Genomic DNA, 19723 nt, shown 5'->3' on the forward strand with positions numbered 1-19723 from the left:
ACGACAAGGCGCTAGAATTCCCGATAGCCGCGATAATCGCAAGCGCTTTACCGGATCATCGCTTTCGCAGCAGCTACCCGCACACGCCCTCAGCCCCTCAGCCCCTGACCCGCGCGATGACCCAACCCAGCATCCTCGTCGTCGAAGACGAACCCGCGATCGCCGACACGATCCTCTACGCGCTGCGCACCGACGGCATGCAGACCGAGCACTGCTCGCTCGGCCACGCGGCGCTGGAGCGGCTACGCGCGCAGCCGTTCGATCTGGTGATCCTCGACGTCGGCCTGCCCGACGTCGGCGGCTTCGAGGTCTGCCGTAGTCTGCGCACGTTCACCGACGTGCCCGTGATCTTCCTCACCGCACGTCACGAGGAAGTCGATCGCGTGGTGGGACTCGAGATCGGCGCCGACGACTACGTCGTGAAGCCGTTCTCGCCGCGCGAACTCGCGGCACGCGTGCGCGTGATCCTGCGGCGCACGGGTACGCGAGCCGCGACGCCTACAACCATGACCCAGCAGGCACAGCCCGTTGCCCCCGGTTTCGAACTCGACGACGCAGGCGCCCGCGTAACCTATCGCGGACAGCGCCTCGACCTGACCCGCTACGAGTACCGCCTGCTCGCACTGCTGGTGCGCCACCCCGGCCGGATCTACTCGCGTACGCAGTTGATGGACCTCGTCTGGCACGACGCGATCGACACGATCGACCGCACCGTCGATACCCATGTGAAAACCGTCCGCGCAAAACTGCGCGCGATCGACCCCGCCAGCGATCCGATCCGCACGCATCGCGGCATGGGCTATTCGCTCGAAACGCTCGAAGCCCACGAAAGCTGAGCCAGGAACAAACCGCTCATGCACATCGGACTCCGCATCTTCTTCGGCTTCTTCCTGATCGTCGGGCTGGCCGCGTTTCTGACGCTGCATGTATTCGTCGAAGAGGTCAAACCCGGCGTGCGCGAAGCGATGGAAGACACGCTCGTCGATACCGCGCAGGTACTCGCCGTGCTCGCCGCCGACGACATGAAGCGCGGTCACATCGCCGACGGCACGTTCGCGCATCAGCTGCGCGCGCTGCGCGACAACCGCGTCGACGCGACCGTGTGGGGCCTGCACAAGAACATGATCGACTACCGCATCTACGTGACGGACGCGCACGGCATCGTGCGCTTCGACTCGTCGGGCATGGCGCTCGGTGCGGACTACTCGCGCTGGAACGATGTCTATCTGACGCTACAGGGCAAATACGGCGCACGCAGCACGCGTTCGGATCCCAACGACGACAGCAGCACCGTGATGCACGTCGCCGCGCCGATCCGCGACGGCGACAGGATCATCGGCGTGCTGACGGTCGCGAAACCCAACCAGACGATGGCGCCGTTCATCGAGCGCAGCCAGCGCAAGATCATGCTGTACGGTCTGCTGCTGATGGGCGGTGCGTCGGTGATCGGCGTCGCGTGCACGCTGTGGCTCGTCGTCGGCATGCGGCGGTTGCAACGTTACGCGCGCGCAGCGGCAGCCGGCGAGCGCGCGCAGATGCCATTGCGCGGCGCGAGCGAGCTGGCTGAACTGGGGCGCGCGGTCGAAAGCATGCGCGAGCAGCTGGAGAGCAAACAGTACGTCGAGCACTACATTCACACGCTCACGCACGAGATGAAGAGTCCGCTCGCGGCGATCAGCGGCGCCGCCGAACTGCTGCACGAAGACATGGCCGCCGACGATCGCCATCGCTTCGTCGACAACATCCACAAGCAGGCCGCGCGACTCGACCAGATGATCCGCAAGCTGCTTGCGCTCGCGGAAGTCGAGCAGCGGCAGCGCCTCGAAACATCGGAACCGGTTGCGCTGATTCCGCTACTCGAACAGTTGCTGCAGCAGGCCGAGCCGCGGGCACGCAAACGTAGTCTCACGCTGCGGTTGGCCGTCACGCCGCAAGATCAATCCGTTCCGCCCGTGCAAGGCGATCCGTTCCTGCTGCACCAGGCGCTGTCGAACCTGCTGGACAATGCGCTCGATTTCGCGCCGTCGTCGAGTGTGGTTACGGTGACGGTCGAGTACGGCGCAGGAAGTCAGCCCAATACGATCGACGTGCGCGTGAGCGACGACGGCCCAGGCATTCCCGACTACGCGCTGCCCCGGCTGTTCGAACGCTTCTATTCGCTGCCCCGCCCCGGCGGCGGCGATAAGAGCACGGGGCTCGGGCTGTGCTTCGTGCGCGAAGTCGCGCTGCTGCATCATGGACACATCGCGCTTGCCAATCGCGTGGAAGGCGGCGCGTGCGCGACGCTGACGCTGCCTGTCGCCGCATAGCGACTTCACACCCGCTTCACACAGACCCCACACCCACTTTCGACGCCCTTCACACCGCTCGCCGAAGCTGACGGCTCCGCTCTCATCGCGAGTCCATCAGAAAATGAATCGAGCCCTGTTGTTCAAGTCCATCATCGTCGCGTTCCTGATGCTGGTCATCCTCATCCCGTTGAAGATGGTCGGCAACACCGTCGACGAGCGCAACGCGTCGCGCGACGAAGCGACCCGTAGCGTATGGGCCAGCTACGCCGGTCCGCAAACCGTCACGGGCCCTGTCCTCGTCGTGCCCTACACCGAGACGATCGATGGGCCCGATCCCAGCGACTCGAAGCATCCCGACCTGTCCGTACTGCACATCGAAAGAAAGCAGGTACTGGTGTTCCCGAAGACGCTGGCCATAAAGTCCGACGTCAAACCGAACGAACGGTATCGCGGCATCTACAAGGTGCTCGTGTACGAGATGCAGAGTCAGTGGGACGGCACGATCGAGCTGCCCGATCTGAACCAGTTGCCGCTATCGCCGGGACATCAGCGTTTCGACATCGGGCAGCCGTATCTGTCGATCGGCGTCAGCGATATTCGCGGCCTGATGGCGGTGCCGGTGCTGAACGTCGGCGGCAAGAAGCTGACGATGGAGCGCGGCCCGCAACTGTCGAGTCTGAAGCAGGGTCTGCATGCGGACATCGATCTCGGCGCTGCAACGAGCGCCGCAAACGCTCCCCGCACCGTGCCGTTCTCGATGACGCTGCCGCTGCTCGGCGCACAAACGCTCGCGTTCGCGCCGATCGCCGAGCAGAACGACGTGACGGTGAGTTCGTCGTGGGCGCATCCGAGCTTCGACGGCGCGTTCCTGCCGCGTACACGAGACATCAGCGATAAGGGCTTCAACGCGAAATGGGACATCACGTCGTACAACACGAAGGCCCGCGATCAGATCAGCGCCACCAGCCCCAACCCCGGCGACGATCCGATCGAGGCGATGTCCGTGACGTTGATGGATCCGATCAACGTGTACGTGCAAACCGACCGCGCGATGAAATACGGCGTGCTCTTCGTGCTGCTGACGTTCACCGGTTTTTTCATGTTCGAGCTGATCAAGCAGCTGCGGATTCACCCGATCCAGTATCTGCTCGTCGGGCTTTCGCTGGCGTTGTTCTTCCTGCTGCTGTTGAGCCTGTCCGAGCACATGGTGTTTATCCTCGCGTATCTGATCGCCTCGACGGGCTGTATCGGGTTGCTGGGCTTCTACCTGACGTTCGTGCTGCACAGCTGGAAACGCGGCGTGGGGTTCGGCGTGCTGCTGACGATTTTGTACGGTGCGCTGTATGGCCTGCTGCAATCGGAGGACAACGCGCTGATACTCGGTTCGCTGCTGCTGTTCGCGATCCTCGCGACGATCATGCTGCTGACGCGGCGGATCGACTGGTATGCGGTGGGTGAAGCGTGGCAGCCGTTGCGGGAGGTGCGGGCAGCGGTCGAGGGATCTGCAGCAGCGACCGACGCAAAGGGCACTCGCGACTAAGAGGTGTCGCGCGGCGGGGGCGATCGGTACGGCCTCGCCGCGTGCGATTTTTTCTCCGCCCCGTTAGCGGGCGGAGCGTACCGTTTTCAAACCGCTGCGTTGTTTCGTGGCTGCAACGCAAGCACCAGCGCGATCCGCTGCGCTGCATCTGCACGGACCGGGTGCGCAGCCCGCCATCGTCATGCGGCGGCCACTGCCAGCTCACCTTCGCTGGGGCCGTTAGCCCCGATCCCGCCCCTCACATCACACGAACCACAACCCACTTCCCCGTCAAATCCTATCAATACATCGCATACGATTTAATCTTATACGATTGACATCGCCAAAATTCTTCTCTATTGTTCGACGCATGCGATTACATCGCATGCGATATAAAACACCGAGACACCTTACCTATCAAGGAAACCAGCATGTCCAAGATCGAAACTGTCCTGTTCACCGGCAAAACCCACACCACTGCAAACGGCCGTGGCGGCCGCCTCGACCTGAATCTTTCATCGTCGGTGGGTGCCACCAGCGATATCGCGTTCGAAGCCGTCCAGCCGCACCCCACCGCCGAACAGCTGTTCGCGGGCGCATGGTCCGCCTGCTACAGCGCCGCGATCGGCCTCGTCGCGCAACAGAAGAACGTGAAGCTGCCGCCCGATCTGTTCGTCGAGGTCGAAGTCGATCTCGGCAAGACCGGCGACGCGTACTTCCTGCAGGCGCGCTTCAACGTCAGCGTGCCGGGCGTCGCACGCGACGTCGCCGAAGCCATCGCACACGAAGCACACCTGATCTGCCCGTACTCGAAAGCGACGCACGGGAACATCGACGTCGTCGTCAACGTGGTTTGACCCAGGCAGCAATTCAATCTGCGCTCACTCACCCAACACCATTTAGCGAGACCCCATCATGAAGACCCGACTCATCGCCGCTCTGTTCGTCGCACTTTCCGCATCCGCTGCTGCTCCCGCATTTGCCGGCGGCTACGGCCCGGCGCCCTTCTACAAGCCGTCAGTCGGCGCGCCGGCATCGCAGCGCGGCCAGAGCGCGCAAACCCTCGCCGCAGAACGCAACAGCGCTGCGGATGCACAGGACGCATACGGCGGTGTCGTCTCCGACCATTCGCAATCCGCGAGCCGCACGGTCGAGACCACGCGCAACAGCCTTTTCGCGCACCACTGATTCCAGCCGTGCATTCAACCAACGTTCGAGCACGGGCCGGCAACCTGCCGGCCTCCTCGACCCACCACGAATAAACCAGGACACCACGTCATGTTCAAAACCGCTTCCCTGATGGGCACGCGCCCGCGTCTTGCTGCCTCCGCGCTGGTCGCTGCGATCGGCATGTTGCTGCCCGCGCTCGCCGCTCACGCCGATACGACGCCACCGACGACCAGCAGCGCATCGATCGCCGCGCAGGCACCGACTGCCGACGACACGTCGATCCGTCCATTCCAGGTTCACGTGTCCGATGCGGCGCTCGCGGATCTGCGTCGACGGATCGCCGACACGAAATGGCCGACGCAGGAGACGGTCACCGATGCATCGCAAGGCGTGCAGCTCGCGACGATGCGCAAGCTCGCGGACTACTGGCAATCGGATTACGACTGGCGCAAGGTCGAGGCGCGGCTCAACGCGTTGCCGCAGTATGTGACGACCATCGACGGCGTCGACATCCATTTCATCCACGTCCGCTCGAAGAACAAGAACGCGCTGCCGATCATCATCACGCACGGATGGCCCGGCTCGATCATCGAACAGCTGAAGATCATCGATCCGCTCACGAACCCGACCGCACACGGCGGCAAAGCATCCGACTCATTCGACGTCGTGATTCCATCGCTACCGGGCTACGGTTTCTCGGGTAAGCCGACCGTCACCGGCTGGGACCCCGCGCACGTCGCGCGCGCGTGGACCATCCTGATGAAGCGTCTCGGCTATACGCAGTTCGTCGCGCAGGGCGGCGACTGGGGCGATGCGGTGTCGGAGCAGATGGCACTGCAGGCGCCGCCGGGATTGCTCGCGATTCACACGAACATGCCGGCCACGGTGCCGGACGACGTCGCGAAAGCACTGCAACTCGGCGGGCCGCCGCCGGCGGGTCTCGCACCCGACGAAAAGCATGCGTACGAGCAGCTCGATTTCTTCTACAAGCATGGCCTGGGCTACGCGCAGGAAATGGCGAATCGTCCGCAGACGCTGTACGGCATCGAGGATTCGCCAATCGGTCTCGCCGCATGGATGCTCGATCACGATGCGGCCAGCTATGCGCTGATCGCACGTGTGTTCGACGGCAAGACCGAGGGTCTGACGCGCGACGACATTCTCGATAACATCACGCTTTACTGGTTGACCGGCACGGCGATATCGTCGGCGCGTCTCTACTGGGACAACAAGCTGCCCTTCTTCGCGCCGAAACACATTACGATTCCGGTTGCCGTGAGCGTCTTTCCCGACGAGATCTACGCGGCACCGCGCAGCTGGACCGAAAAAGCGTTCCCGAAGCTGATTCACTACAACCGGCTCAGCAAGGGTGGACACTTCGCCGCGTGGGAGCAGCCTCAACTGCTTGTTCAGGAACTCAGGACGTCGTTCAAGTCGGTGCGTTAGGCGTCGGCGAATAGCGCGGTGAAGACGAATGGCGTCGATGCGACGCCATTCGTCGTACCTCGCCCTAATTTGATCCTTTGCGATTCAATCGCATGCGATATATACTCACTCGCATCAGACATCAGTCTCCATGCCCGAGAGGACGCAGATGAAATCAACCAATCAACCCGTCTCCGACGTCGTCGCACTGTCCGACTTCCTGTGCTTCGCGGTCTATTCCGCGAACCTGGCATTCGGCAAGGCATACAAGCCGATCCTCGAGGAGCTTGGGCTCACGTACACGCAATACATCACGATCATTGCGTTGTGGGAAGAGGACCACCAGACCGTCAGCAGTCTCGGCGAGAAACTGTTCCTCGAGTCAAACACGCTCACGCCGATCCTCAAGAAACTCGAGGCGGCCGGCTACGTGGAACGGCAACGCGATCCCGTGGATGAACGTCAGGTACGTGTCGGTCTGACGAAGAGCGGTCGGAAGCTGCGTGAAAAGGGCCTGAAAATGGACCTCGTCGAAGCGACGGGCCTGCCGCCTGACGAGTTCGAGAAGGTGCAGAAGGCGATCGTGACGTTGCGGGACAATCTGATCAGGTCGGTGGGATCGCGCTAGATCAAACGTTCACTCGAACACCGGCCTGAAAAAACTCCGCTCGTAACTCACGATGCACCGCGTCTGCGCCGCATACGCAAACGCGGCCTGACACTCCGCATCGCTCATCGATTCGTGACGGTACTTCTCGTAGGTCGCCAGGCTCGGGAAAGAAAACAGCGCGAGCGCGATGTTGTTCGCGCCTTCCGACGGCAGAAAATAACCGTGATGCGTTCCGCCGAATCGATTGACGAGTGGAATCCACATCTTTGCATAAGCTTCGAATTCGGCAAGACGTTCGGGATCGACGACGTAGCGAAGGTAGCAAGTGATCATAGGGCTATGCGTGCAGTGAGGGACAAAGGGGTAGCGCAAACATCTTACCCACGCGCCGGCTATTTCAACAATTCGCGTGCCGACAGCCAGATTCCGGCGATGGCCAGTACCATGCCCGCAGTCTGCGGCGCAGGCGGCAACGTGTGCTGATACATGCTTGCGTAGGCGATACCGAAGACGGTCTCCAGGATGATCATCTGCCCCACGAGTCCCATCGGTAGCGCGTGCGATGCGCGGTTGAAAAAGATCGTCGCGAGCCACGACGAGCCGACGCCCAGCACCATCGTGATCGCCACGAAGAGCAGCGCATCCTGCGCGTGACCCTGCAGAAAACCCGGCGGAACAACGCGGTGTGTCAGCGCCGCATTCAGCGCGGCCATTACGATCGATAGCCCGAATGTCGCGACGCCGATCGCACACGACCAGTGCGCGCCCGATATGTCCGGATGCGCGCGCAGGAATCGCGAATTGGACAGCGCATACCAGGTCCACACGATCACGATGACCACCACCGCGAACACGCCCGGCCACGACAGCCGCACGTGCTGAACCAGAATGCCGCTCTGCACTGCGAGCACGACGCCGAGTCCGCACGCGACCATCGCGAACGGCACGAGCAGCCGTCGCCACGTTGCAGCGGGCAAATGCCGGTTGCCCGCGACGGACACGCAGATCGGCAGCAAACCGATGATCGGAATCACGACCTCCGCGCCGGTATCCTGCACGCCGAAGCTGACGAGGATCGAAAAGAGAATATTGCCGGCGAAACCGTAGACGGCCGCGCGCGACCATACGCGCCATCCGAGCGGGTGCCGTCGATATTTCGCGAGCAGGATTGCGGCCGACACGATCCCGTAGAACAGGAATCGTCCGAACGTGATGTCGAGTGGGGAATACGCGTGAAGCATCAGCGGCGCGACGAACGACACGCCCCATAGCGCGGTCGCGATGACCATCAGCAGCGCCGCGCCCGGAAACGACAACGGCGGGGATTGACGCAATCCGGTAGCGCTCATGCTGTTCCCCGGGAAATGAACGCCCGGCGCGATCGCGCGGCACGTTCTGACAGCGGGTGGAAAGTCCGTCGATTATGCCGGGGAAACAGTGCTCTGCCCAAATCAAACTACACGTCCACCCACCCTCCTCCAGCCGCATCGCTCGCAATCACCGCCTCGACAAACCGCAACCCCGCGACCCCATCGTCAACCGTCGGCAACAACCGGCTCTCGTCAGGCACCGGCAACCCCGCATCGATCGCTTCGATCTGCAGCGCCGCGTCCTTGTACAACTGCGCAAACGCTTCAAGATAGCCCTCGGGATGCCCGGCCGGCACACGCGTCGCATGCACGGCCGCCGCGCCCTGCACACGCGCACGCGTGAGCCGTTGCGCGGCACCGCCGAGCGGCGTGAGCCACAGTTCGTTCGGCGCTTCCTGATCGAACGCGAGATTCGCTTTCGTGCCGTACACTCGCACGCGTAGTGCGTTCTCCGCGCCGCTCGCCACCTGGCTCGCCCACAGCATCCCGCGCGCGCCGTTCGCGTAACGCAGCATCGCCTGCACGTGATCGTCGATCCGGCGACCCGGCACAAACGTGTGCAGTTCCGCCGCGAGCGACGACGGCGTCATCCCGCTCACGAACGACGCGAGATGCCACGCATGTGTGCCGATGTCGCCGAGGCATCCGGCCGGTCCCGCGAGCGCCGGATCGGTGCGCCACGCGGCCTGCCGATTCGTGCCCGCTGCTTCGATCGGCTCGGCGAGCCAGTCCTGCGCATACTCGACCTGCACGACGCGCACCGTCCCCAGCTCGCCGGCTTCGACGAGTTCGCGCGCGTGACGCACGAGCGGATAGCCGGAGTACGTATGCGTCAACGCAAACAGCCGCTGCGTGTCGCGCGCGAGCTTCGCGAGCGCGACGCCTTCCGCGAGCGACACCGCAAGCGGCTTGTCGCAGATCACATGAATGCCCGCTTCGAGAAACGCGGTCGCGACCGGCGCATGCAGATGGTTCGGCGTAACGATCGCGACCGCGTCGATACCGTCGTCGCGGGCGGCCTCGGCACGCGCCATCTCGCGCCAGTCCGCGTAGCTGCGCGCAATGCCCGCGTCGCGTGCGCTGTCGTGCGCGCGCTGCGGATCGGACGACAGCGCGCCCGCGACGAGTTCGAAACGGTCGTCGATGCGCGCAGCCATCCGATGCACCGCACCGATAAACGCGCCCTGGCCTCCGCCGACCATCCCGAGCTTGAGCCTTCCTGTCATCGTCGCTCCTTAGCCGCGCGGTTCAAGTTCATAGCCCAAGCAGTTTCTTCAGTTTTGCATCGTCGACACTGCTGTCAGCGAAATCGTCGAACGCATGATCGGTGACGCGAATGATGTGCCGACGAATAAACTCCGCGCCTTCGCGCGCGCCGTCCTGCGGATGCTTCAACGCGCACTCCCATTCGAGCACGGCCCAGCCCGGAAAATCGTATTGCGCCATCTTCGAGAAGATCGCACCGAAATCGATCTGCCCATCGCCGAGCGAACGAAAACGCCCCGCTCGATCCACCCAGCTGCTATAGCCGCCGTACACGCCCTGCTTGCCGTTCGGCCGGAACTCGGCGTCCTTCACATGAAACGCCTTGATGCGCTCGTGATACAGATCGATAAACGCCAGGTAATCGAGCTGCTGCAGCATGAAGTGACTCGGGTCGTACAGGATGTTCGCGCGCGGATGCTGCTTCACCGCATCGAGAAAACACTCGAACGTGACGCCGTCGTGCAGGTCCTCGCCGGGATGCAGTTCATAGCAGACGTCGACGCCCGCATCGTCGAATGCATCGAGAATCGGCGTCCAGCGACGCGCGAGTTCGGCGAACGCGGCCTCGACGAGCCCTGCGGGCCGCTGCGGCCACGGGTACAGATACGGCCACGCCAGCGAGCCCGAAAACGTCACGTGCGTCGCGAGTCCGAGACGTTGCGATGCCTTCGCGGCATACGTGAGTTCGCGGATCGCCCATTCGGTACGCGCCGCAGGATTACCGCCGACGCTCTTCGGCGCAAAGCCGTCGAACAGCTGGTCGTACGCCGGATGCACGGCGACGAGCTGCCCCTGCAGATGCGTCGACAGTTCGGTGATGACGACGCCCTCGTTGTCGACCGTCGCGCGCACGTCGTCGCAATACGCCTGGCTCGTCGCAGCGAGTTCGAGATCGACGAGGCGTGGATCGGCGGGCACCTGGATGCCCTTGTAGCCGAGACCCGCAGCCCACGCGGCTAGATGCGCGAGATTGTCGAACGGCACGTCGTCGCCCATGAACTGCGCGAGAAAGATCGCCGGGCCTTTGATCGTCTTCATCGTGCTTTACTCCGGTTGTGATCCGGCGGGGCACCCTATGCCCCGCCCTTCGTCTTCATACGCCATCGAAGATCTAGAACGGCGAATCCGGAAAGTAAAACTGCTGAGCGTTTTCTTTCGTGATCAGCACCGACGGAATGATCGTCGTCGCCGGCAGCTTCTCGCCCTTCAGACGCGCGTCCGCAGTCAGCTTGATCGCGTCGTAGATGAACTTCGGCGAGTACGACACGTCCGCATGAACCAGCTTGTCGCCGTCGATCAGCTTCTTCACCATCACCTTCGATCCCGCGCCGCCGAACACTTCCTTGATGTCGGTACGCTTCGCCTGCTCGATCGCCTTCATCACGCCGATCGCCATGTCGTCGTCAGCGGCCCATACGGCGTCGATGTGCTTGAAGCGCGTCAGGTAGTCCTGCATCACCTTGAACGCGTCGTCGCGATTCCAGTTCGCGTACTTCGCGTCGAGCAGCTTGATGTCCGGATAGGCCTTCAGCACGTCGGTGAACGCGGTATAGCGTTCGTTGTCGAGCGTCGTCGGAATGCCGCGCAGCGCGACGATGTTGCCGTGGCCGTTCAGCGTCTTCGCGAGATACTCGGCGGGCAGTTTGCCGAACGCGGTGTTGTCGCCTGCGACGTATGCATCCTGCGCGCTGGTGTCGGTCAAACCGCGATCGACGACCGTCACGTACACGCCCTTCTTCTTCACCTGCGCGACCGGCTGCGTCAGCGACGCCGATTCGAACGGGAAAATCACCAGCGCGTTGATCTTGTTGACCGTCACGAGATCCTGCAGCTGGTTCGCCTGCTCGGGCGAACCGGCCGCCGTCTTCACGATGATCTTCAGATCGGGATGCGCTTTCTCCAGATCGGTCTTCGCCTTGTTCGCCCACCAGACGATGCCGCCGGTAAAGCCATGGTCCGCCGTCGGTATCGCGACGCCGAGCGTCACCTTCTCGTCGGCGCGCGCGACGCCTGCCGTGCCGATTATTCCCAGCGCCAGCATGCCGGCGCATAACGTCCGAATCACCTGCTTCATGTCGTGTCTCCTTTGTCGGGCGCTGGGTGCGCCAGATATCGTTGGTCCAACCACCTGCTGCTTGTTACGCTTGTCGCTACCGCTTTCCACGCTGCAAAAACGCGACGACGATAATCACCGCCCCCTGCACCGCTGCATTCAGATACACGCTGATGATGCTGGTCAGATTCAGAATGTTCGCGATCACCGACAGCAGCACCGCGCCGATCACCGTACCCGCGACGCGCCCCTCCCCGCCCTTCAACGCGGTACCGCCGACCACTACGGCCGCAATCGCTTCGAGTTCCCACAGCAGACCGGTCGTCGGTGTCGCGGAGCCGAGACGCGGCACGTACAGCACGGTCGCGACGCCAACGCACATGCCGAGCAATACGTAGGTGACGATCTTCACGGTATCGACGCGAATCGCCGCATAGCGCGCGACCTGTTCGTTCGAACCGATCGCCTGCACGTGCCGGCCGAACGCGGTGCGATTCAGAATGAGCGCGCCGCCCGCCGCGACGACAACGAACACCCAGATCGGCACCGGCACGCCAAACAGGCTCGCGTAATACACGGGGCTGTATAGATCGGACAGCGAATTGTCGAGCGTCAGCGCGCCGCCGTCGGCGAGCCACGTCAGCACCGCCCGAAAAATCCCCAACGTGCCGAGCGTCACGATGAACGGCTCGATACGGCCTTTGGTAATCAATAGACCGTGCGCGCAGCCGAACAGCGCGCCGAGCACCAGCGCGCACACGATGCCGATCACGACGATCGCGAGCGGCGCCAGCGCGTGCCCGCCGATCCCGCCTGCCAGCGCATTCATCAGCCAGATCATGCTGCCCGCGATCAGCGCGGCCATCGAGCCGACCGACAGATCGATGCCACCCGAGATGATCACGAACGTCATGCCGACCGAGATGATGCCGATGAACGACGTGCGGGTGAGCACGTTCATCATGTTGTCGACGGTCGCGAAGTCGCGGTTCAGCAGCGTGCCCGCGATGCACAGCACGATCAGGCCCGCGAGCGGTCCGAGGCCGTGCAGGCGGCGTGCGAGGCGCCACACGCGATGCGGCTGCGTGGCGTCAGTGGGTGCCGGTTGCATGGGCGATCAACTCCTCTTCGGTCAGATGGTCGAGGCCGAGCGTCGCCTGCAGCGTGCCCGCGCGCATCACCGCAACGCGATGGCACAGGCCGATCAGTTCGATCAGTTCGGACGAGATCACGATCACCGCGCGGCCTTCCGCCGCGAGCCGGTGAATCAGAAAATAGATGTCGCGTTTCGCGCCGACGTCGACGCCGCGCGTCGGTTCGTCGAGCACGATCACGCGCGGGTCGGGTTGCAGGAATTTCGCGAGTGCTAGCTTCTGCTGGTTGCCGCCGGACAGCATCCGCGCGCGGCTGTTCGTGTCGCCGGTGCGGATGCCGTAGGTCGCGACCGCTTCGTCGAGCGCGGCGCGCGCGGCCTTCAGATCGAGCAGCGGATGCGCGTAGCGATCGAGCGTCATCAGCGTCAGGTTGTCCTGCAGGTTCAGATCGACGTGCAGCCCTTTGCCCTTGCGGTCTTCGCTCAGATACGTGAGGCCGTGGCGCATCGCATCGCGCGGGCTTTTCAGATCGACTGCGCGGCCTTCGATCTCGACTCGCCCCGCGCTGCGTCGACGCAAGCCGATCAACGCCTCGAACGATTCGGTGCGCCCTGCACCGACGAGGCCTGCGAAGCCGAGTACTTCGCCTGCGCGGACTTCGAAGCTTAAATTCTCGACCCAGCCCGGCACGCTTAAACCATCGACCTTCAATGCAACGGGTGCGTCGGCAGGCAACACGGGTTTCGCCGGAAACATGTCGGACACGTCCCGGCCGACCATCAGATTCGCCATCTGCTGACGCGCGAGCCCTGCTGTCTCGCTACGCGCGACGAAGCGGCCGTCGCGCATCACGATCACTTCGTCGGTGATGCGCTCCACCTCGTCGAGTTTGTGCGAGATGTAGACGATCGTCACGCCGTCGGCCTTCAGCTTCGCCATCAATGCGAACAGACGCTCGGTCTCGGCGGGCGTCAGCGTCGCGGTCGGTTCGTCCATCACGAGCAACCGCGCGCGCCGCGACAGCGCCTTCGCGATCTCGACCATCTGCTTCTCCGCGACGATCAGCTCGCGCACCTTCGTGTCCGGATGCTTCGCGAGGCCGACCTGCGCGAGATGCTGCGCGGCGCCCGCGCGCATCGCGGTGTCGTCGAGCAGCAAGCCGCGCCGCTTCTCGTGACCGAGGTAGATGTTCTGCGCGATCGTCAGATGCTCGGCGAGATTGAACTCCTGGTGAATCAGCACGATGCCCGCGGCCTCGGCCGCGCGCGAACCGTCGAACTGCTGCGGCTCGCCGTCGATCAGCAGCGTGCCCGCGCTCGCGGTCTCGTAACCGGCGAGGATTTTCATCAGCGTTGATTTGCCCGCGCCGTTTTCGCCGAGCAGCCCGTAGATGCGGCCCGGCGCCAGCTCGAAGCTCACGCCGTGCAGCACCCGCACCGGACCAAAGTCCTTGCGGATGTCGTCGAAGCGGACGGCGATGCTCATCGGTGGTCTCTCTTCGCTGTGTTCATGTCATGCGCTCCTGCGGACGACGAGCTTGTGCGGCAGCAACACGCCCGGCACCTCCGCCGACGGATCCGCGAGTCGTTGCAGCAGCAGACGCGCAGCGGTCTCGCCGAGTTCGCGCATCGGCTGTGCGATCGTCGTCAGCGGCGGATCGACCTGCGCGGCCAGCGAGATGTCGTCGAAGCCGACTACCGCGATGTCGTCTGGCACGCGGCGGCCCGCCGCACGCAAGCCGGCGATCACACCGATCGCAAGCGTGTCGGACACGGCAAACACCGCGTCGGGCTGCTCGGGCAATTGCATCAGCGCAGCCGCAGCGGCGCTGCCCGCGACGTAGTCGAGACTCGCGACGCCGACGCGCCAGCGCGGATCGGGCTCGACGCCCGCTTCGCGCAACGCATCCGCGTAGCCTTCTTCGCGTTGCCGCGCGTACAGATAGCTGTCGCCGGAATTGACCAGCGCGATCCGTCGACACCCCCGGGCGAGCAGATGCCGCACCGCATCGCGCGCGGCACGGTAGTTATCGATGCCGACGTACGGCACGCCGACCGCAGGATCGAATTCGCAGCATGCGACCCACGGCAGCGTGCCGGACTCTTCGGCGAGCGCCTGCTGGACCGTCGCCGGATCGAGACAGATCGCGCCGTCCGCGCGCCGCCGACGCAGCAGATCGAAGTAGCTGCGCTCGCGTCCCGGATCGGCGCCGGTGTCGCACAACAGCATGAAGTAGCCGTGCTGCCGCGCGACGCTGTCGATGCCGCGCACGATCTCCGCGTAGAACGGGTTGCCGACGTCGGGCACCATCGTCAGCAGCAGACGGCTCTCGGCGGTGCGCAGATTGCGCGCGAGTTCGTTCACGCGATAGCCGCTCGCCTCGATCGCGGCGAGCACGCGCTCGCGCGTCGCGGGCTTCACGTTCGAGTGGTCGTTGAGGACGCGCGACACGGTCGCGACCGATACGCCGGCCTGTTCGGCGACGCTGGAGATCGACTGGCCGCTGGGTGCGATGTCTGCCGCAGCGGATGAGCGAGCCTTCGCGGTTTGCGATGGCGGTGTTTTCTTCACTGCCGCTTTCTTCAATGTCGTCGCGCCGTTACGCGCCGCCCTCGCCTTGCCAGCCGAACTGGCAGCCGCAGACGGAGCAGATGAATCTGGTGAGCGAGGAGAACGCGGCGGACGGGACACGATGACTGAAACCCGGAAAATGTAATCGATTACATTTTTGCTCGACAAACTGCCTGACCGCAAGCTCGATCGCGTAGGGATTAACACCAAGCCGGACGGCCGGCGATGAAACAGCCCGTCGATCTGGTTTGGTACAATCGCGCAGTCGCAAGGCCGCCGGAAGCAGGCGGGAGTGAGGCTCAAGCCCCAAGCCCTCCCCCCGCGTGTTCCAGTTACCGCACGCCAGCCGGTCCGCATTCAACCCACACATCGCCGAACCCACCATGAACATCGAGCAAGCGCGTTTCAACATGATCGAACAGCAGATCCGCCCCTGGGAAGTGCTCGACCAGGACGTGCTGAATCTGCTGTCGATCGTCAAGCGTGAGAACTTCGTCCCCGCCGTCCATCGCGATCTGGCCTTCGTCGATTTCGAAGTGCCGCTGCCTGCCGGTCAGCGCATGCTGGCGCCGCGCGTCGAAGCGCGCATGCTGCAGGAACTCGCGGTGAAGAAGCACGAAAGCGTGCTCGAAATCGGCGCCGGTTCGGGCTACATGGCAGCGCTGCTCGCGCATCGCGGCCAGCACGTACTGACCGTCGACATCGAACCCGAACTCGCGGAACTCGCGAAGCAGAACCTCGCGACGAACGGCGTGCTGAACGCGGAAGTCGCCACCGGCGACGGTTCGCGCGGCTGGCCCACGGCGGCGCCGTACGATGTGATCTGCGTGTCGGGCGGTCTGCCGGTGCTGCCGCAGGATCTGCTCGAACAGCTGAAGGTCGGCGGCCGTCTCGCGGTGTTCGTCGGCACGGCGCCGGTGATGAAGGCACAGATCATCACGCGTATCGACGACAAGCAATACCGCGTCGCCGACGTGTTCGAAACTTACGTCGCGCCGCTGGTCAACGCTGTCGAGCCGCCGCGGTTCAAGTTCTGATTGCTCTGATTGTTTAACGCGGCTGGCTTGTTGCGAGGATTGCGATGAGCTGGTGCGCGATGGGCTCGCTGTGGGGTAGATGATCGAAGGCTCAGTCCGCATGGGTGAGCCTGCGAGATCGGCCCTGAATGGGTTGCCCTAAATGAGTTAGCCTGAGTGGGCGAGCCCCGATGGGCCGCCCCAACCAACAAGGCGCCGAGGCAGCGCGTCAACACGCCCTCGTCGCCCCCTTCCCGTCACCGGACCCATCGATGCAAAACCTCACCGCCTCCGCCCTCGCCGAATGGCTCGCCGACACGTCGCGTGCCGCCCCCGTGCTGCTCGACGTGCGCGAGCCGTGGGAAATCGAAACGGCGAAGATCGCCGGCAGTCTGTCGATCCCGATGCGCGAGATCCCCGCGCGCAGCGAAGAACTCGACGACGAAGCGCAGATCGTCTGCGTGTGCCACCACGGCGCGCGCAGTGCGCAGGTCGCGATGTTCCTCGAGTCGCGCGGCTACCGGAACGTGTTCAACCTGCAAGGCGGCATCGACGCGTGGTCGCGCCAGGTCGATCCGTCGATCCCCACCTACTGATCCGCACGATGCGTCTGCGCCGGGCCGCGCCGGTCCTGCTTGCGCTCACGCTCGTGTTCTGCGCGGCGCACGCACACGCGGTCGGTCTGTCGCAGCTCTACGACGAAGCGCTCGGCAACGACTCGCAACTGCAAAGCGCGCGCGCGACGATGGCCGCGAACAGCGAAGAGCTGCCGCTCGCCCGCGCGAAGCTGCTGCCGCAGGCCAACGCGACGGTCAACGCGAGTCGTCAGCGCACCGATCTCGGCGGCGCTTTTCCGAAGTCGTACGGCAACAGCACCGGCTATACGGTATCGCTGACGCAGCCGTTGATTCACGTCGATAACTGGTACGGCTATTCGCAGGGCAAGCTCGCGGTCGAGTCGGCGCAGGCGTCGTTCGGCGCTGCGCGGCAGGACCTGATCCTGCGACTCGGCCAGGCGTACTTCGATGCGCTCGCCGCGCAGGATTCGCTGGCGATTGCGCGTTCGCAGAAAACGTCGATCGCGCAGCAGCTCGAATCCGCGCGACGCTCGTTCGAAGTCGGCAACACGACCATCACCGATACCGACGAAGCGCAGGCCAAATTCGATCAGGCCGTATCCGCCGAAATCGGCGCGCAGAACGATCTCGCGGTGAAGCTCGCTGCACTGGAGCAGATCGTCGGGCATCCGGTGGAGCGTGTCGATGGACTCGCAGCCGGTGTGCCGCTACCGCCGCCGATGCCCGCCGATCTCAGTCAGTGGGTCGACGCGGCGACCGCGACGAACTATCAGGTGGTATTGAAGCGTCTGTCGCTCGACACCGCGCAGCGCGAAACGTCGAAGGCGAAGGCCGGCCATCTGCCGACCGTCGACCTCGTCGCGAGCTATTCGCGCAACAGCCTCGGCTCGGCCGGCACCGGCTTCGGTGCAGGCGGGCTCGGTGCGGGCGGCAACGTGCCGCTCGGCGCCGAACTGAGCGGCCTCGGCTCGTCGTACACGAGCAGCACGATCGGCATTCAGGTGACCATTCCGCTGTTCGCGGGCGGTGCGACGCAAAGCCGCGTGCGCCAGACGCTCGCGCTCGAAGACCAGGCATCGTCCGATCTCGACACCGCGCGACGCAACGCTGCGTTGTCCGCGCGTCAGGCGTACCTCGGCGTATCGAGCGGACTCGCGCAGGTGCAGGCATTGCAAACTGCGGAGAAATCCGCGCGCACGTCGCTCGAATCGAACCTGCTTGGTTATCAGGTCGGTGTGCGGATCAATATCGATGTGCTGAACGCGCAGGACCAGTTGTTCACCGCGCGGCGCAATCTTGCGAAGGCGCGCTATGACACGCTCGTCAATGGACTTAAGTTGAAGGCGTCGGCCGGCAATCTCACCGACGAGGATGTGCTGCAACTCAGCACGTTGCTCTCCACTGATGACGACAGCGCGCTCACCGACTTGCCGCAGCCGGTTGCTGTGCCGCATCCGGGTGTGCATATGAAGGGCGCGGGGAATAAGGGTGGTCGGCGGACGATGCCGGCGGGTACGCAGTAGGCGGCTTTCTCCACGGGCTGCACAAAGACGACTCGAAGCGCGAATCAGGCGAGGCCGATAAGCGTGCCGGAAGCGGGGCTGTCGTGCGGCTCTAGTCGACTACAACCAGTCGTTCGACCCACTGGCACGAATCATCGACAATCGGCATCACTCGAACCAGGTCTCCGCCCAATCGTTTAGCGGCCGCAACGCCGTCCGTAACGCTACGCCTGCCTCGGTCAGACAGTAGCCCTGCCCCGCATGATCGATGAGCCCTGCCTCTCGCAATTCCTTGAGGCGGGTATTGAGCAAGCTGGGATTCGTATCGGCCGCCTGCTCCAATGCGCGAAACGTCAGCGGCTCGCCTCGCAATTCCCACAAAATGCGTAGCGCCGCCCGTCGCCCCAGCAGATCAAGCGCGACCATGATGGGACGGCCCGTCGTTGACCCGCGCACCGGCTTGCCAGCTTTAGGTATCTTCATGCTTTACTTTTCATAGCAACATCGTTAGAGTCCGCTATAGAAAATATAGCACAGGACGCGACATGTCAGCCCGCATCGCACCCGTTCAGCCGCCTTTCTCGCCGGCCATCCATGAGATGCTGGAGAAAATCATGCCGCCAGGCGTCCCACCACTTAGCCTCTTCACGACGATGGCTCGTGACGAGCGTCTGTTTGGCAAATTCTTCGCCGCCAACTTGCTGGAACGTGGCCACCTGACGCTTCGACAACGCGAGTTGATCATCGATCGAACCACCGCGCTGTGTAAGTCCGAATACGAGTGGGGTGTCCACATGGCCTTCTTTGGCGCCCGTGTCGATTTCTCGGCTGAGCAGATCGAGGCGCTGGTGCACGGCACCCCTCAGGACGAGTGCTGGTCGGTCGAAGACTCCGTCATCCTGCGAATGTGCGACGCACTGCATCGCGACTGCAGTATCGACGAGGACTTATGGCATGCGTTGCGCGCGCACTTCGCTGAGGAAGCGATCCTTGAGATGCTGATGCTGGCGGGCTTCTATCGAACAGTAAGCTATCTCACGAATGCCCTGCAATTGCCGCTTGAATCGTACGCCATGCGCTTCCCTATTCGCGTGGCGACCTGAAGGCATGGTAGGGGGCGGCTTAGCGACACGCACGAAGCCTCTGCGTGCTGATTGGTTGTGGGCGTAGCACCATTCTGGCCGTCGTACGTTTGCGACGACCATGATCACAACGATCCCCACCGCACCCCCATCACCTGATAAATTATCGCAGCAGG

At 63.7% G+C, this 19723-nt stretch carries 20 protein-coding genes; 11 read left to right on the forward strand and 9 right to left on the reverse strand.

The genetic code is table 11. The features are described 5' to 3' along the window. Window positions 1–116 precede the first annotated feature (116 nt). The 7 genes from creB to E1748_RS29415 all read left to right on the forward strand — a co-directional run bounded on the left by creB (window position 117) and on the right by E1748_RS29415 (window position 7033). Window positions 117–836: a two-component system response regulator CreB gene (creB, locus tag E1748_RS29385; RefSeq protein ID WP_133650821.1), complete on the forward strand. Its 720-nt coding sequence runs from the start codon at window positions 117–119 to the stop codon at window positions 834–836. 18 nt (window positions 837–854) lie between these two features. After that, on the forward strand, window positions 855–2309 hold the full coding sequence (gene creC / locus E1748_RS29390) for a two-component system sensor histidine kinase CreC (RefSeq protein WP_133650822.1): 1455 nt from the start codon (window positions 855–857) through the stop codon (window positions 2307–2309). A gap of 103 nt (window positions 2310–2412) precedes the next feature. After that, on the forward strand, window positions 2413–3831 hold the full coding sequence (creD, locus tag E1748_RS29395) for a cell envelope integrity protein CreD (protein WP_133650823.1): 1419 nt from the start codon (window positions 2413–2415) through the stop codon (window positions 3829–3831). Window positions 3832–4241: 410 nt separating this feature from the next. Then, the gene (locus E1748_RS29400; protein ID WP_133650824.1) at window positions 4242–4667 is read left to right on the forward strand and encodes an Ohr family peroxiredoxin; all 426 of its coding nucleotides are present in this window, start codon (window positions 4242–4244) and stop codon (window positions 4665–4667) included. A 58-nt stretch (window positions 4668–4725) separates the two neighbouring features. Further along, entirely contained in the window at window positions 4726–4998 is a 273-nt protein-coding gene (locus tag E1748_RS29405; RefSeq protein WP_133650825.1) for a hypothetical protein, read from the forward strand. A gap of 90 nt (window positions 4999–5088) precedes the next feature. Continuing rightward, window positions 5089–6426 carry an epoxide hydrolase family protein gene (locus E1748_RS29410; protein ID WP_240766851.1) on the forward strand — a complete coding sequence of 446 codons (1338 nt, stop codon included), beginning with the start codon at window positions 5089–5091 and terminating at the stop codon, window positions 6424–6426. A 148-nt stretch (window positions 6427–6574) separates the two neighbouring features. Next, the gene (locus tag E1748_RS29415) at window positions 6575–7033 is read left to right on the forward strand and encodes a MarR family winged helix-turn-helix transcriptional regulator (protein ID WP_133650826.1); all 459 of its coding nucleotides are present in this window, start codon (window positions 6575–6577) and stop codon (window positions 7031–7033) included. 9 nt (window positions 7034–7042) lie between these two features. Here the strand turns inward: E1748_RS29415 and E1748_RS29420 are convergent, their stop codons facing one another. The 8 genes from E1748_RS29420 to E1748_RS29455 form a co-directional block, all read right to left on the reverse strand. Further along, the gene (locus E1748_RS29420) at window positions 7043–7348 is read right to left on the reverse strand and encodes an NIPSNAP family protein (protein WP_133650827.1); all 306 of its coding nucleotides are present in this window, start codon (window positions 7346–7348) and stop codon (window positions 7043–7045) included. A gap of 59 nt (window positions 7349–7407) precedes the next feature. After that, the gene (locus tag E1748_RS29425; protein ID WP_133650828.1) at window positions 7408–8364 is read right to left on the reverse strand and encodes a DMT family transporter; all 957 of its coding nucleotides are present in this window, start codon (window positions 8362–8364) and stop codon (window positions 7408–7410) included. Between the two features lie 107 nt (window positions 8365–8471). Further along, window positions 8472–9611 carry a Gfo/Idh/MocA family protein gene (locus E1748_RS29430; protein WP_240766852.1) on the reverse strand — a complete coding sequence of 380 codons (1140 nt, stop codon included), beginning with the start codon at window positions 9609–9611 and terminating at the stop codon, window positions 8472–8474. Window positions 9612–9639: 28 nt separating this feature from the next. Next, entirely contained in the window at window positions 9640–10689 is a 1050-nt protein-coding gene (locus tag E1748_RS29435) for a sugar phosphate isomerase/epimerase family protein (RefSeq protein WP_133650829.1), read from the reverse strand. Between the two features lie 73 nt (window positions 10690–10762). Next, the gene (locus E1748_RS29440) at window positions 10763–11725 is read right to left on the reverse strand and encodes a substrate-binding domain-containing protein (protein WP_133650830.1); all 963 of its coding nucleotides are present in this window, start codon (window positions 11723–11725) and stop codon (window positions 10763–10765) included. Between the two features lie 76 nt (window positions 11726–11801). After that, a complete protein-coding gene (locus E1748_RS29445) occupies window positions 11802–12815 on the reverse strand; it encodes an ABC transporter permease (protein ID WP_133650831.1) in 1014 nt (337 codons plus the stop codon). Next, window positions 12796–14283, reverse strand: coding sequence for a sugar ABC transporter ATP-binding protein (locus E1748_RS29450; protein ID WP_133650832.1), 1488 nt, complete (start codon window positions 14281–14283; stop codon window positions 12796–12798). Before E1748_RS29450 ends, E1748_RS29445 begins: the two co-directional genes overlap by 20 nt. Window positions 14284–14310: 27 nt before the next feature. Then, the gene (locus E1748_RS29455) at window positions 14311–15312 is read right to left on the reverse strand and encodes a LacI family DNA-binding transcriptional regulator (protein ID WP_240766867.1); all 1002 of its coding nucleotides are present in this window, start codon (window positions 15310–15312) and stop codon (window positions 14311–14313) included. 440 nt (window positions 15313–15752) lie between these two features. On the opposite strand from E1748_RS29455, the gene E1748_RS29460 reads away from it, so the two are divergent. From E1748_RS29460 to E1748_RS29470, 3 genes are all read left to right on the forward strand, one after another. After that, complete coding sequence (locus E1748_RS29460; RefSeq protein ID WP_133650834.1) at window positions 15753–16406, forward strand: protein-L-isoaspartate O-methyltransferase family protein; 654 nt, start codon at window positions 15753–15755, stop codon at window positions 16404–16406. Window positions 16407–16657: 251 nt separating this feature from the next. Continuing rightward, the gene (locus tag E1748_RS29465; protein WP_133650835.1) at window positions 16658–16981 is read left to right on the forward strand and encodes a rhodanese-like domain-containing protein; all 324 of its coding nucleotides are present in this window, start codon (window positions 16658–16660) and stop codon (window positions 16979–16981) included. 8 nt (window positions 16982–16989) lie between these two features. Further along, window positions 16990–18486, forward strand: coding sequence for a TolC family outer membrane protein (locus tag E1748_RS29470; protein WP_133650836.1), 1497 nt, complete (start codon window positions 16990–16992; stop codon window positions 18484–18486). A gap of 147 nt (window positions 18487–18633) precedes the next feature. On the opposite strand, the gene E1748_RS29475 is transcribed toward E1748_RS29470, so the two are convergent. After that, the gene (locus E1748_RS29475; RefSeq protein WP_133650837.1) at window positions 18634–18948 is read right to left on the reverse strand and encodes a winged helix-turn-helix transcriptional regulator; all 315 of its coding nucleotides are present in this window, start codon (window positions 18946–18948) and stop codon (window positions 18634–18636) included. 62 nt (window positions 18949–19010) lie between these two features. Here E1748_RS29475 and E1748_RS29480 point away from each other — a divergent pair, with 62 nt between their 5' ends. Further along, window positions 19011–19568 carry a carboxymuconolactone decarboxylase family protein gene (locus tag E1748_RS29480; RefSeq protein ID WP_133650838.1) on the forward strand — a complete coding sequence of 186 codons (558 nt, stop codon included), beginning with the start codon at window positions 19011–19013 and terminating at the stop codon, window positions 19566–19568. Window positions 19569–19723: the final 155 nt, after the last annotated feature.

The organism is Paraburkholderia flava (assembly GCF_004359985.1).
Lineage (GTDB): Bacteria > Pseudomonadota > Gammaproteobacteria > Burkholderiales > Burkholderiaceae > Paraburkholderia > Paraburkholderia flava.

What these genes read in the sequence shown, in the direction of transcription:
- creB (WP_133650821.1), top strand. Translation starts at nt 117, where the DNA reads ATGACCCAACCCAGCATCCTCGTCGTCGAAGACGAACCCGCGATCGCC.
- creC (WP_133650822.1), top strand. Translation starts at nt 855, where the DNA reads ATGCACATCGGACTCCGCATCTTCTTCGGCTTCTTCCTGATCGTCGGG.
- creD (WP_133650823.1), top strand. Translation starts at nt 2,413, where the DNA reads ATGAATCGAGCCCTGTTGTTCAAGTCCATCATCGTCGCGTTCCTGATG.
- E1748_RS29400 (WP_133650824.1), top strand. Translation starts at nt 4,242, where the DNA reads ATGTCCAAGATCGAAACTGTCCTGTTCACCGGCAAAACCCACACCACT.
- E1748_RS29405 (WP_133650825.1), top strand. Translation starts at nt 4,726, where the DNA reads ATGAAGACCCGACTCATCGCCGCTCTGTTCGTCGCACTTTCCGCATCC.
- E1748_RS29410 (WP_240766851.1), top strand. Translation starts at nt 5,089, where the DNA reads ATGTTCAAAACCGCTTCCCTGATGGGCACGCGCCCGCGTCTTGCTGCC.
- E1748_RS29415 (WP_133650826.1), top strand. Translation starts at nt 6,575, where the DNA reads ATGAAATCAACCAATCAACCCGTCTCCGACGTCGTCGCACTGTCCGAC.
- E1748_RS29420 (WP_133650827.1), bottom strand. Translation starts at nt 7,348, where the DNA reads ATGATCACTTGCTACCTTCGCTACGTCGTCGATCCCGAACGTCTTGCC.
- E1748_RS29425 (WP_133650828.1), bottom strand. Translation starts at nt 8,364, where the DNA reads ATGAGCGCTACCGGATTGCGTCAATCCCCGCCGTTGTCGTTTCCGGGC.
- E1748_RS29430 (WP_240766852.1), bottom strand. Translation starts at nt 9,611, where the DNA reads ATGACAGGAAGGCTCAAGCTCGGGATGGTCGGCGGAGGCCAGGGCGCG.
- E1748_RS29435 (WP_133650829.1), bottom strand. Translation starts at nt 10,689, where the DNA reads ATGAAGACGATCAAAGGCCCGGCGATCTTTCTCGCGCAGTTCATGGGC.
- E1748_RS29440 (WP_133650830.1), bottom strand. Translation starts at nt 11,725, where the DNA reads ATGAAGCAGGTGATTCGGACGTTATGCGCCGGCATGCTGGCGCTGGGA.
- E1748_RS29445 (WP_133650831.1), bottom strand. Translation starts at nt 12,815, where the DNA reads ATGCAACCGGCACCCACTGACGCCACGCAGCCGCATCGCGTGTGGCGC.
- E1748_RS29450 (WP_133650832.1), bottom strand. Translation starts at nt 14,283, where the DNA reads ATGAGCATCGCCGTCCGCTTCGACGACATCCGCAAGGACTTTGGTCCG.
- E1748_RS29460 (WP_133650834.1), top strand. Translation starts at nt 15,753, where the DNA reads ATGAACATCGAGCAAGCGCGTTTCAACATGATCGAACAGCAGATCCGC.
- E1748_RS29465 (WP_133650835.1), top strand. Translation starts at nt 16,658, where the DNA reads ATGCAAAACCTCACCGCCTCCGCCCTCGCCGAATGGCTCGCCGACACG.
- E1748_RS29470 (WP_133650836.1), top strand. Translation starts at nt 16,990, where the DNA reads ATGCGTCTGCGCCGGGCCGCGCCGGTCCTGCTTGCGCTCACGCTCGTG.
- E1748_RS29475 (WP_133650837.1), bottom strand. Translation starts at nt 18,948, where the DNA reads ATGAAGATACCTAAAGCTGGCAAGCCGGTGCGCGGGTCAACGACGGGC.
- E1748_RS29480 (WP_133650838.1), top strand. Translation starts at nt 19,011, where the DNA reads ATGTCAGCCCGCATCGCACCCGTTCAGCCGCCTTTCTCGCCGGCCATC.